11 protein-coding genes are annotated in these 11,831 nt (G+C 69.7%); 5 read left to right on the top strand and 6 right to left on the bottom strand.

What is annotated here, in order from left to right; translation table 11 throughout:
- Nucleotides 1–102: 102 nt before the first annotated feature.
- On the top strand, nucleotides 103–579 hold the full coding sequence (locus ACTVZP_RS13645; RefSeq protein ID WP_443212698.1) for an Hsp20 family protein: 477 nt from the start codon (nucleotides 103–105) through the stop codon (nucleotides 577–579).
- Nucleotides 580–771: 192 nt separating this feature from the next.
- On the opposite strand, the gene ACTVZP_RS13640 is transcribed toward ACTVZP_RS13645, so the two are convergent.
- Together ACTVZP_RS13640 and ACTVZP_RS13635 are read right to left on the bottom strand one after the other, a co-directional pair.
- On the bottom strand, nucleotides 772–2,721 hold the full coding sequence (locus tag ACTVZP_RS13640; protein WP_443212697.1) for a vWA domain-containing protein: 1,950 nt from the start codon (nucleotides 2,719–2,721) through the stop codon (nucleotides 772–774).
- Entirely contained in the window at nucleotides 2,718–3,257 is a 540-nt protein-coding gene (locus tag ACTVZP_RS13635) for an RNA polymerase sigma factor (protein ID WP_443212696.1), read from the bottom strand. Before ACTVZP_RS13635 ends, ACTVZP_RS13640 begins: the two co-directional genes overlap by 4 nt.
- Nucleotides 3,258–3,376: 119 nt before the next feature.
- Between ACTVZP_RS13635 and ACTVZP_RS13630 the strand changes: the two genes are divergently transcribed.
- Nucleotides 3,377–4,321, top strand: coding sequence for a hypothetical protein (locus ACTVZP_RS13630; RefSeq protein ID WP_443212695.1), 945 nt, complete (start codon nucleotides 3,377–3,379; stop codon nucleotides 4,319–4,321).
- A gap of 34 nt (nucleotides 4,322–4,355) precedes the next feature.
- On the opposite strand, the gene ACTVZP_RS13625 is transcribed toward ACTVZP_RS13630, so the two are convergent.
- On the bottom strand, nucleotides 4,356–5,834 hold the full coding sequence (locus ACTVZP_RS13625) for an NAD-dependent succinate-semialdehyde dehydrogenase (protein ID WP_443212694.1): 1,479 nt from the start codon (nucleotides 5,832–5,834) through the stop codon (nucleotides 4,356–4,358).
- Nucleotides 5,835–5,943: 109 nt separating this feature from the next.
- On the opposite strand from ACTVZP_RS13625, the gene ACTVZP_RS13620 reads away from it, so the two are divergent.
- Nucleotides 5,944–6,825, top strand: a complete 882-nt coding sequence (locus ACTVZP_RS13620; RefSeq protein WP_443212693.1) for an alpha/beta hydrolase — start codon at nucleotides 5,944–5,946, stop codon at nucleotides 6,823–6,825.
- Between the two features lie 22 nt (nucleotides 6,826–6,847).
- Here ACTVZP_RS13620 and ACTVZP_RS13615 read toward each other — a convergent pair whose 3' ends face one another.
- From ACTVZP_RS13615 to ubiA, 3 genes are all read right to left on the bottom strand, one after another.
- A complete protein-coding gene (locus ACTVZP_RS13615) occupies nucleotides 6,848–7,171 on the bottom strand; it encodes a hypothetical protein (RefSeq protein ID WP_443212692.1) in 324 nt (107 codons plus the stop codon).
- Nucleotides 7,172–7,411: 240 nt separating this feature from the next.
- Entirely contained in the window at nucleotides 7,412–9,376 is a 1,965-nt protein-coding gene (locus ACTVZP_RS13610) for an OmpA family protein (RefSeq protein ID WP_443212691.1), read from the bottom strand.
- Between the two features lie 68 nt (nucleotides 9,377–9,444).
- Nucleotides 9,445–10,437, bottom strand: coding sequence for a 4-hydroxybenzoate octaprenyltransferase (gene ubiA, locus ACTVZP_RS13605; protein WP_443212690.1), 993 nt, complete (start codon nucleotides 10,435–10,437; stop codon nucleotides 9,445–9,447).
- Nucleotides 10,438–10,448: 11 nt separating this feature from the next.
- Here ubiA and ACTVZP_RS13600 point away from each other — a divergent pair, with 11 nt between their 5' ends.
- Nucleotides 10,449–11,222, top strand: a complete 774-nt coding sequence (locus ACTVZP_RS13600; protein ID WP_443212689.1) for a 16S rRNA (uracil(1498)-N(3))-methyltransferase — start codon at nucleotides 10,449–10,451, stop codon at nucleotides 11,220–11,222.
- Complete coding sequence (locus ACTVZP_RS13595) at nucleotides 11,219–11,785, top strand: hypothetical protein (protein WP_443212688.1); 567 nt, start codon at nucleotides 11,219–11,221, stop codon at nucleotides 11,783–11,785. The genes ACTVZP_RS13600 and ACTVZP_RS13595 overlap by 4 nt, the downstream gene beginning before the upstream one ends.
- Nucleotides 11,786–11,831: the final 46 nt, after the last annotated feature.

Genomic DNA, 11,831 nt, shown 5'->3' with positions numbered 1-11,831 from the left:
TGTCTCCCCAGATTTTTCCTGCCGGGCGCCGCGACGGGTCCGGTGACAGAGGTCCGTCCCCCTGCGGGAGGGCCGAATTGCATCGCTTCTTGGAGGATGACCATGCGCAGCTACGACTTTTCGCCGCTCTACCGTGCCACCGTCGGCTTCGACCGTATCGCCGACCTGATGGACCGGGTGATGACGAGCGAGGTCGCCCAGCCGACCTATCCGCCCTACAACATCGAGAAGACCGCCGAGAATGCCTATCGCATCTCGATCGCGGTGGCAGGCTTCACGCCTGAGGAACTGGCCGTCGAGGTCAAGGAGAACACCCTCCATGTCGGCGCTCGCAAGGCCGCCGACGAGGCCGAGCGGACCTATCTTCACCGCGGCATCGCCACCCGTGCCTTCGAACGCCGCTTCGCCCTTGCGGATCATGTCCGCGTATCGGGCGCGAGCCACGAGCACGGGATGCTCCACATCGACCTCGTCCGCGAGACGCCCGAGGCGCTCAAGCCTCGCCGCATCGAGATCGCCCGCGGCGACTCGGCCGGTACCCGGACGATCGAGGCGGTGAAGGAGCAGGTCGAAGCCTGATCCTTCCCGGTTCTGCCGAGGGCGCGCCAAAAGGCGCGCCCTTTCGTCATTCCGGTGAGCGACCTCGGATCTTCCGTCGCCTGGCCGGTCCCCGCCATTCGCGAAGCGCGAAATGCGGCTGAACCTGATCCTTGCCGTGCTCTGCCAGCCGCTCCGACAATCGGCTGCCTTCCGCCTCCGTGTGAGGCCGCCTCAGTGGATCAGGCTCTCCGCCAGCCGCATCAGTTGAACGGCTTCGACGCGGTAGCCGTAGGGATCCGTGCCGCGGGCGCCGTCTGCCAGCGCGATGGCGTCGTCCCACGTCCAGCGGCCCAGCATCTGCGATCCGCGCAGCAGTTCCCCGAAGCCGGCAATGGCGGCCGAGAAGCGCACCTCGTCGTCAGCCTCCGTCATCGCGTCCGGGATCGGCGTCTCGATCAGGGCCGACTCGCTCTCGCCCGGCGCCTTGTAGCGCAGGCGCAGGAAGCCGAGTTCGTCGCCCTGGCTTTCGCCTTGCGGCTCAGCTTCGCCGTAGCGCAGGGGTTCCGTCAGCCGGGCCGGGCTGTCGACCGGCGTGATCTCGTAGATCGCCGTTGTCGCGTGGCCCGCGCCGATCTCGCCCGCATCCACCCGGTCGTTCGCGAAATCCTCCCGGCGGAGGGCGCGCGTCTCGTATCCGATCAGGCGGTATTCGGCGACGCGCGCCGGGTTCCACTCGACCTGCACCTTCACGTCGTTCGCGATGGGGAAGAGCGCGCCGGAGAGCTCGTCCACAAGGACTTTCTGCGCCTCGTTCAGGCTGTCGATGTAGGACGCCTGCCCATTGCCGTTCTGCGCCAGCGCCTGCATGGTCGCATCATCGAGATTTCCGCGCCCGAAGCCGAGCACGGAGAGGTAGACGCCGCTGTCGCGCTCCTGCGCGACGAGCCGCGTCAGCTCCGCCGGATCGCTGATCCCCAGGTTGAAGTCGCCGTCCGTCGCCAGAACCACGCGGGTGACCTCGCCCGCACCTGCCATCTCGGTCGCGGTGCGGTAGGCGAGCCGCAGCCCTTCCTCGCCCGCCGTCGCCCCGCCCGCGTCGAGGCGGTCGAGCGCCTCGAGGATCGTTGCGCGCTGGTTCGCTTCCGTGGGCGCCAGAACTTCTCCGGCAGAGCCCGCATAGGTCACGATGGCGACCTGATCCTCGGGGCGCAGTCGCCCGAGCATCAGCCCGAAGGACTGCTTCAGGAGCGGCAGCTTGGCCGGATCCTGCATCGAGCCGGAGGTGTCGATCAGGAAGACGAGATTCAGCGGGGGACGGTCCTCCACGGCGGGCTTCCGGCCCTGCAGCGCCACATGCACGAGGCGCGTGCCCGGATTCCACGGCGTAGGAGTGACCGCGACGGTCGGCCGGAAAGGGGGCTCGCCGCTCTCGGGCGCCGGGTAGTCGTAGGGGAAGTAGTTGATCATCTCCTCGATCCGGACGGCCTCCGGCGGAGGCAGCTGCCCTGCGCGCAGGCTGGATCGGATGATGGAATAGCTCGCGGTATCGACATCGATCGAGAAGGTCGAGACCGGCGCCTCGGCCGTCACCCGAAGCGGATTCCCGGGTGCATTGGCGAAGGCCTCGGTATCGCCCTGCTGAACGATGGCCGGCGCCTCGGCGGCTTCCTTCCGCAGCATGATGCTCGGCGCAGGGGCCGCGGACATTGGTGCGGCGTCGCTTTCGGCAAGCGATTCGAGTTGCGGCACGGCTTCATCGGCGGCGAGGGGGACCGGGGCCGCTCGCTGCGTCCTCGCGTCGGCAGGCGGTGCGTCGCTGTCGCGACCGGCTTGACCGGCGGCCTGCGGTTCGATGACACCGGAAGACGGCCCATCGAGCCGGGCGTTCGGCATGATCACGACGAGCGCGAGGCCAAGCGCGGCCAGCGACCCGGTCGCGGCAAGAAGGGGGCGGGATAAGAGGGAACTCGACATGCGGCGCACTCCGTTGAGGAACTCCGCCCGTCCTGGGCGGTCCATCCCCTGACGCGCCTCGGCCGCCCTTCCTTGGAACCGGTCGAAATTCTCCAGAGCGAGCGCCATGGCCCGTGCGCGCGCCTCAGGATCGGGCGCGGGGGCCGCCGTCCGCGACAGTGCCTCGCGCAGCTCGTCGATCTCGTCGCGGTTCCGGTCGTCGCTCATGCGCGGGCCTCCCGGAGGGCCAGAGCCCTCAGCCGTTTCTTCACCTCGGACATGCGCCAGGCGACCGTGCCCTCGGCGAGACCCAGAACGGCGGCGGCCTCGGCTTGCGTCATCTCCTCGCCCAGCACCAGGGCCACCGTGTCGCGCAGCTCGACCGGCAGCGCCGTCATCGCTGCAGACAGCCATTCCTGTGCTTCTCTCGCGCAGCCGATTTCGTCCTGCCGCGCCAGTTCCCAGTCGCCCCAGCCGAGCGCCGCACGGCTGCGGGCAGACTGCCGGCGGCGCAGATCATGGGCCGCATTGACCACCACCCGGTAGAGCCAGGTGGTGAAGCGCGCTTCGCCGCGCCATCCGCGCAGCTTCATCGGCAGGCCGGCGCAGATATCCTGCGCCAGGTCCTCGGCCTCGGTCCGGCTGCCGGTCAGCCGCCAGCTCAGGCCGAAGATGCGGTCGTAATGCCGTTCGACCAGCGCCGAAAAGGCCTCGCGGTCGCCCTTCGCGGCGGCCATTGCCAGGGTGTCATCGGAACCGTCCATGCGCGTCACGATAGGTGAGACGCAGGCCGCGCGGCAATCCTTGGCCGCTCGCATCCGCTTGATCGGTTCGTGAACGCCGCGCTAGGCTCGACGCAATGCGGCTTTGGGCGAGGCGGGGCATGGCGGCATCGGCAGGGATCGGCATTTTCTCGGCGATGTTCCTCGGGCTTCTGGCGGCGTTGCCGCTTCGGGCTGAACCGATGGAGCAGCAGGTAGGAGTGTTCCTGACCGGGGTCGCGGGCTTCAACGCCGGTGCGGGATCGGTAGAACTGGAGGGTTACCTCTGGTCCCGCGGCACCGCAGGCTTCAATGCCGCCAACTCGCTGGAACTGCTCGGGCGCGGGGTGCAGCTGGAGCCCTTCACCAGCGCCGTCCTGCCCGACGGGACGGTGTATCAGGCGGTGCGCTTTTCCGGCCAGTTTCCGCAGCGGTTCGACATGACCGACTACCCGTTCGACCGGCAGACGCTGCGCCTGATGATCGAAAGCTCGGTCGATGCGGAGCGGGTGCGTCTCGATCCCGACAGGCAGGACACCCGCATTGCAGATTTCGTCTCGCTCCCCGGCTGGGAATTCGGGGTGCCGCAACTCGAGTCGGGCCTGATCCGCTACGACACCCGCTTCGGATACCGCGAGAGCGACCCGGCGTTTTCGCGGATCGTGCTGTCGGTGGAAGTGTCGCGCCAGCGCTCGGCCCTGCTGGTCGAGCGGTTCGTGGGCTTCCTCATGGCGCTGATGCTTACGGGGCTGATCCATTTTCTGCCGGTCACCGAACTGGGGATGCGGATCGGGTTGACCTCGGCCGCAGTGTTTTCGGCCGTGGGCAACCGCTACGGGGTGGAGGACATGCTTGGCTTCGACGAAAGCTTCGGCCTCGTGGACCAGATCACCGTGCTGACCTTCGCGGCCATCCTTGTCGCGGTCGGGTCGTCGCTGCACCTGAGCCGCGTCGCGGCGCGCATCGGGCCGGAGGCCGCGCGGGTCGAGGCGAACCGGTGGGCAGCGATCGTGCTGCCCGCGGTGGTCTTGCTTTGGGTGGCGGCCTTCGCCATGGCGATGCTCTGAGGGCTGGGCCGGGGGCAGCCCCCCGGCCGTTTTCTCAGATCGAGAGGCAGACGTATTTCATCTCGAGGTAGTCCTCGATCCCGTGGCGCGAACCTTCGCGGCCGAGGCCCGACTGCTTCACCCCGCCGAAGGGCGCGACCTCGGTCGAGATGATCCCGGTGTTCACGCCCACGATCCCGTACTCCAGCGCCTCCTGAACGCGCGTGATCCGGCCCACGTCGCGGGCGTAGAAGTAGCTTGCCAGCCCGAAGATGGTGTCATTGGCGTAGCCGATCACCTCTTCCTCGGTCTCGAAGCGGAAGAGCGGCGCGAGCGGGCCGAAGGTTTCCTCGGTCGAGACCTTCATGTCCTGTGTGACGCCGGTGACGACCGTCGGCTCGAAGAAGGTGCCGCCAAGCTCGTGCCGCTTGCCGCCGGTAACGATCCGGCCCCCACCGTCGAGGACGTCGCGGATGTGCTCCTCGACCTTCTCCACCGCCTTCTCGTTGATGAGCGGTCCGGCCTCGGTTCCCGCCACCAGCCCGTCGCCGACCTTCAGCTTGCGCACGGCCGCGGAGAGCTTCTCGGAGAAGGCGTCGTAGACGCCGGCCTGCACGTAGATCCGGTTGGCGCAGACGCAGGTCTGGCCGTTGTTGCGGAACTTCGAGGCCATCGCGCCCTGCACCGCCGCGTCGAGATCCGCGTCGTCAAAGACGATGAAGGGCGCGTTGCCGCCCAGCTCCATCGAGCATTTCATCACCTGGTCGGCCGCCTGCCGCAGCAGGATGCGCCCCACCTCGGTCGAGCCGGTGAAGGTCAGCTTGCGGACCTCGGGGTTCTCGCAGAACTCCTTGCCGATGTCCGAGGATTTCTTCGAGGTGATGACCGAAAGGATCCCCTTCGGCAGCCCGGCCCGCTCGCCCAGCACCGCGAGCGCCAGCGCCGAGAGCGGCGTCTCGGCCGCCGGACGGGCGACGAAGCCGCAGCCTGCCGCCAGCGCCGGGCCGCACTTCCGGGTGATCATCGCGTTGGGGAAGTTCCAGGGAGTGATCGAGCCCACGACGCCGATCGGCTGTTTCAGCACCGTGATGCGCTTGTCGCGCATGTGGCCGGGGATCGTCTCGCCGTAGACGCGCTTGGCTTCCTCGCCGAACCATTCGATGAAGCTGGCGCCATAGGCGATCTCGCCCTTCGCCTCGGCCAGCGGCTTGCCCATCTCGGCCGTGAGGATGGCGCCCAGGTCGTCCTGGTTCGCCATCATCAGGTCGAACCACTTCCGCAGCACCTGGGCGCGCTCCTTTCCGGTCCGGGCAGCCCAGTCCTTCATCGCCTCGGCGGCAGCCGCGATGGCCCGCGCGGTCTCGGCCCTACTGAGATCGGGAACGGTGCAGATGACGTCGCCGCGAGCCGGGTTCGTCACCTCGAAAGTTGCACCGTCGTCGGCGCCGATCCACTCGCCGGCCACGAAGGCGCGGGTCTCGAGCAGCGACGGGTCCTTGAGCAGCGAGCGCAGGTCGGTGACGGAATCGAGCATGGGATCCTCCCGGGGATTGGAATTGCGGCCGCCCGGAGGTCCGGGCAGAGTGCGCCATCATGCAAAGCACGGGGCGGGGTGCATGTCCAGTAACGGCGAGGAGAGAGAAATGGGCGACCCGGAGCCTCTGCGCGACGCGAGTGAAGGCCACTCTGCATCTTCCACCGGTGCCGGGGATGCGTGCCCGGCCGCGCAGGATGCGGACGAAAGCCTCGCCTATGCCAACGGGCCGTTCATCCCGGAAGCGGACAGCTATCCCCCGCGCTGGAAGGCCGCCGCCGCAGCCTTCCGCTCGGCCCTGGGGGATCGTGCCCGCCTGGACCTTGCTTACGGCCCCGAAGAGCGCCAGCGCTTCGACCTCTTCCTTCCGCAGATTGACCCGAGGGGCCTCGTCCTCTTCCTTCACGGCGGCTACTGGATGGCTTTCGGGCGCGAGGACTGGTCGCATCTGGCCGCCGGATCGCTCGCGCAGGGCATGGCGGTGGCCGTGCCCTCCTACCGTCTCGCGCCCGCCGCGCGCATTGGAGAGATGGTCAGGGACGCCGCCCGCGCGCTGGAGGCGGCGGCAGAACTGGTGCCCGGACCCATTGCGGTCACCGGCCATTCCGCCGGAGGCCACCTCGCTGCACGCCTCGCCTGTGCGGACGCTCCGCTCTCTCCCGCAGTCGCGGGGCGGCTGCGGCGCTGCGTGCCCATTTCGCCGCTTGCGGAGCTTGCCCCGCTGATCCGGACGGGCATGAACGCAACTCTCCGCCTGGATGCCGTGGAGGTCGAAGCCGAGAGCCCGGCGCGCCTGATCCGCCGCCCCTCGACGGCCGTGGCCATCCATGTAGGCGGACAGGAACGGCCTGCCTTCCTCTGGCAGGCGCGGCTCTTGTCGGAAGCGTGGTGCTGCCCCTGGCACGTCGTGCCGGACCGTCACCACTTCGACGTGATCGATGCACTGGCCGATCCTGGCTCGCCGCTGGTGGTCGACCTCACGGGCGACTGATCCGGGCGAAGGCGCCCACGGCTCAGCCCGCGTTCATGCGCTCGATATAGGCGCGCAATTCCTCTGCCTCGGAGCGCGCTTCGCGCAGCCCGTCCATCGTGGCGCGCAACTCAGCCTCGGTCTGCGCGAGCTGGGCCCCGAGCTCGGCCTCACGGCTTTCGAGATAGAGCACGGCCTGATCGCGCTGCTCCTCGGCTTCGTGGAGGTGCTGCGCGAGCCGGTCCACCTCGGACATGTCGCCGGTCACGCGCGAGAAGCGGCTGACGAGCCAATGCGCGAGCCAGCCGATGCCGAAGGCGAGGAACAGGATGACGGCAGTCGCAATGATGAATTCGGTTCGGTTCATGCTCTTCTCGGTCGTCTGCCGCCCGGGGCGGCCTTGATCTGTGCGGCCGGACCGACACCGGCCCGGATGTCGGACCCGATCCTCTTCCCTTGGCCCGGGAGCGGGGGAGGCCACCGGTCCCGCCGCGCCGCGGCTCCGCGGGTCACGTCCTGCCGCGGGTTCGCGGACGGCCTTCCCGCGGCGGCAGAGGCTGGGCCGGTGCCCTGTTCCGGCACCGCCGTCCCCTGGCGGCGCTGCCGGTCAATCGTCCTGCGGCCGGCGCTTCGGGCGCATCGTCATTTCGTCCGGTGCGGCGGAAGGCCCGTCGTCGAGCTCCGCCCCGGCGGCGCCGTCGGCATCGGCGGAGGCTTCCACCGTTTCCTCCACGACGGGAGCGGCATCGTCAACCGGATTGCCACCCTCGTCCAGCAAAGTGAACTCGATCCGGCGGTTGGCCTCGCGTCCCTCTTCCTCGCCATTGTCGGCAATGGGGCGCTCTTCGCCATAGCCCACGGCCTTCATGCGGCTCACATCCACCCGGCGTCCCTGAAGCGCGAGCAGCACCGCCTCGGCCCGCGCCTGGCTCAGCGCCTTGTTGCCGCCTTCGCTGCCCTGGCTGTCGGTATGGCCGGCAATCTCGAGCGGCATGCCCTTGCAGACCTTGAACACCTCCGCGAGACCGTCGAGCGTTCCGCGAGCGACCTGGTCGATCTCGGCCGAACCGGGCTCGAAGGTGATCTTCTGCCCGGCGAGGACACGGCGGATCCGCGTCATGCATTCCTGCGGCGTCGGAAGCGCGGCCTCGGGGTCGAACTTCTCGTCATAGAGCACGTCGACCTTGAAGCTCCGCCCTTGTCCGAGCCGCGCCGAGAGGACCTGCGAGATGCGGGCGCTGGCCTGCTTCGAGCCGGTGACGCCCTTGACCTCGACCGTGTCGGCGCGCACCAGAAGCTCGCCCGAATGCAGTTGCGCCAGCGACTCCAGCCCCGCGAGAACGCGCGTCGGCCAGCCCTGCGGAAGTTCGGTGTCGATACGGGTGGTGCTGGCCACCTTGGAGGCGCCGAACTGCGCGCGGGCGAAGCTGTCCACGGCCTTCCGGGTCAGCTCGTCGGTGACGCGGCCCGCAAGTTCGACGCGCCCTTCTCCCGACAGCGAAGCGCGGAACTCCGCGGGTCCCTCCGCAACCGCCTGGGGTGCGGGCGGCAGGGTCGCCTCGAGCGAGAAGACGGGCGGGAGCGCAGCCTCGAGCGCGCCCACGGCCCGGTCAAAGTCGGCGCGCGGCAGTCCCGGCCGGGCCTCGAGCGTCACGTCGGCGTCCGAGAAGGTGACGCTGCCCGAGCCGAGCGCAGCCACGGCGCGGATGCCGGCCTCGGCCGCCTCCGCCCAGCGGGGCGAGGGCACGCCGAGGCCTATGGTGCAGGTCGTGTCTCCCTTCAGGCCCACGGCGAGGCCCGCCGCAAGGATCCGGTCGCGGGCGCGCGTCGTGTCGGCCGAGCAGGCGTCGAACCGGGCCCCGTTCTCGTCCATGACGAAGCGGAGCGTGAAGGGCGTCAGCACCGGCCGCGGGGCCGTGATGTTCATCACGAGTTCCAGCCCCTCGGGCGCGAGCCGCAGGATCTGGCCTTCGAGCTTGCGCTTCTCCTGCTCGCTGCCCGAGATGGCGGTGATCGATACACGGTCCGCGGCCACCGAGATCTTCGACTGCGGCAGGAGGCGGAGGGCCCCGAGCCCGAAATCGAGCGCGGCGGACCACCCGTCGGGAGCCGGGAAGTCCGCGGTCTCGAGCATGTCGGCCACCTGAAGTCCCGTCCCGAGGCGGCTCGCGGCCTCCGCGAGATCCTCGGTGCCCGCGTTATCGGGCAGGAGACCGATCAGAGACACGCTGTCGTCGTTCCGGAGCATCTCGACCGAAAAGCGCGGCGCCTCGATCTCGCGCACGGGCGTCACTTCGAGAGCGTCGCGCAGCCGCGTCGCGTCGACCACACCGCCGGCCAGGTTCACGGCCCGGAACCGGGCGGCCTCGTTCGGCGCGGTGCCGCTCAGCCAGACCTGCAGCCCGTCGGCGCGGACGTCCACGAAGGTGAGGCCCGAGGTCACGAGCCGCGACCGGACGGCCTCGACCGACCGGGTTTCGATGACGGTCGCTGCCCAGGACGCGCCGACCACGGCCAGCACGGCGGCCGCAGCGAAAGCGGCGGGGGCGAGGAGGCTCGGTTTCATGCGCATGCAGGGGAATCTCCCGTCGAGAGGTCGTCGGTCGCTTCGTGCTTAGGCGCTGAGCGGCGAGCCTTCAATCAGAGCAGCGCCGCTGCGGCGAGAAACAGCGCAGGGATCAGACCCGCGTCGCGGTTCGACCGGAAGAGCCGGAGGCAGCGATCCGTGTCCTCGGTATCGAGTTGCGCAAGCTGCCAGGTCATGTGCGCGCCGAAGCCCCAGACCCCCGCAAGCGCGACGAGAAGCTGGAGGACGGAGCCCTGCGGCAGCACCGCGAGCAGGACGGCGAGCGTCATCAGGATCGTCGCAACCATCATGAAGACCATCAGCCACCGGCCCGTGTGCCGCCCGAACAGCCGCGCCGTCGAGCGGACCCCGATCAGCGCATCGTCCTCCTTGTCCTGGTGGGCATAGATCGTGTCGTAGAAGAGGGTCCAGGCAATGCCGGCTGCGTAGAGGGCGACCGGCGGCCATCCGAGGCTGCCCGTATGGGCGGCCCAGAGCAGCAGCGCGCCCCAGTTGAAGGCAAGGCCGAGGAAGGCCTGCGGCCACCAGGTGAAGCGCTTCGCGAAAGGATAGATGCAGACGAGCGCCAGCGACGCCACCCCGAGCAGGATCGCGGTTGCGTTGAAGCTGAAGAGGATGAGCGAGGCCACCAGCGCCTGGACCACCATCCAGACGACGGCGCCCTTCGTGCTCACCTGCCCCGAGGGGATCGGCCGCGAGCGGGTGCGGGCGACCGCCGCGTCGAAGTCCCGGTCGGTGATGTCGTTCCAGGTGCAGCCGGCACCGCGCATGAGGAAGGCGCCGATGGAACTGCCGATGACGAGCCAGAGGTCGAGCGGGCGGTAGCCCTCGGGGTCGGCGAGGGCTGCGAGCGCCACGGCCCAGAAGCAGGGGATGAGCAGCAGCCAGGTCCCGATCGGCCGGTCGGCGCGCGACAGCCGCAGGTACGGCCGCGTCACGGCGGGCGCCAGCCGGTCCACCCAGTTGCCGGGCGGGGCGTCGGCGACCGTGCCCGGGGCCGCTCGCCCCGTCGCGGGAGCCTCTGGCGCTTGGCTCGGCTGCTGCATAAGGTGCCCTCATGTCGGATGCGAAAGTCAGGCTTTATGTAGATCAGCCCCTCGGACCCGGGCAACCCGTTCCTCTGACGCAGGACCAGGCGCATTATCTTTTTGGCGTGATGCGGCTCGGCCGCGAGGCGTCGATCCTCGTCTTCAACGGATGCGACGGCGAGTGGCGCGCCGAGGTGACCGAGGCGGGCAAGCGCGGCGGCACGCTCGCCTGCGTCGCGCAGACCGCGCCGCTCCGGCTGCCGCCCGACCTCTGGCTGATCTTCGCGCCGATCAAGAAAGCGCGCACCGATTTCATCGTCGAGAAGGCGGCCGAGATGGGGGCCGCGCGCATCCTGCCCGTGCAGACCCGCTTCACGAACTCCGAACGCATCCGGCAGGACCGGCTGCAGGCCCATGCCGTCGAGGCCGCCGAGCAGTGTGGCGGCGCCTACGTCCCCGAGGTGGCCGAACTGACGAGCCTCGACCGCCTGCTGGCCGAATGGCCGGCCGAGCGGCGGATCATGTGGTGCGACGAGAGCCTGCTCGGCGCGCGGGCGGGGCTTCTGGAAGGCGCAGGCGCTTCCGAGGCGCGCGGCTTCGAGGAGGCGCCGAAGCGTCCTGCGCCCGGCCCATGGGCCATCCTCATCGGCCCCGAGGGCGGTTTCTCCGAAGAGGAACAGGCGCGCCTCCGCCGGATGGAGCAGGTCGTCCCCGTGAGCCTCGGGCCGCGCATCCTGCGTGCCGACACGGCGGCCGTGGCCGCGCTGACGCTCTGGCAGTCGGTCCTCGGGGACTGGGTGTGAGCTTCCTGCGACCGGAGGTCGAGGCGCTCCTTCTCCGCTGGCGCGAGCCCGCGGCGGCGGCGGCGGCCATGGGCGGCGCGCTCTGGCTCGCCTCGTTCGGCGGCTGGTTCTTCGTTCCGCTGGGCCTGACGGCCTTTGCCGCGGCGGCGGGCTGGGGCGTGATCGCGCTGCGCCGGGTGCGGTTCGGACAGTCCGCCGACGGGCCCGGCGTCGTGGAACTCGACGAGGGCCAGATCGGCTATCTCGGCCCCGATGAGGGCGGCTTCGTTGCCGTCGAAGACCTCGAGGAGCTGCGCCTCGTCACGGTCCGCGGCCAGCGGCACTGGCGGCTCCGCCAGTCGGACGGCCGGATCCTCGTCATCCCGGTGGGGGCCGAGGGAGCCGAGCGCCTGTTCGACGTCTTCGCCACGCTGCCGGGGCTCGAGATGGGAAGGCTGCTTGCAGCCCTGCGCGGGCCGGCCGCCGAAGCGCCCGCCGCAGGCAACGTCATCAGCCTTTCGTCGCAAGCGCCGATGATGGGGCAGGTGATCTGGCGCAGGCCCGCCCGCGCGGTCTTGACTTGACTGCGGCGAAGCGACAGGTCTTGCGTCCCGAATGAACGATCGGAGC

It is taken from the genome of Rhodobacter sp. NSM, assembly GCF_052244495.1.
Taxonomy (GTDB): Bacteria; Pseudomonadota; Alphaproteobacteria; order Rhodobacterales; family Rhodobacteraceae; genus Cereibacter_A.
Note: the sequence above shows the minus strand (reverse complement) of the source record. Positions and strands in the feature narration are given on the sequence as shown.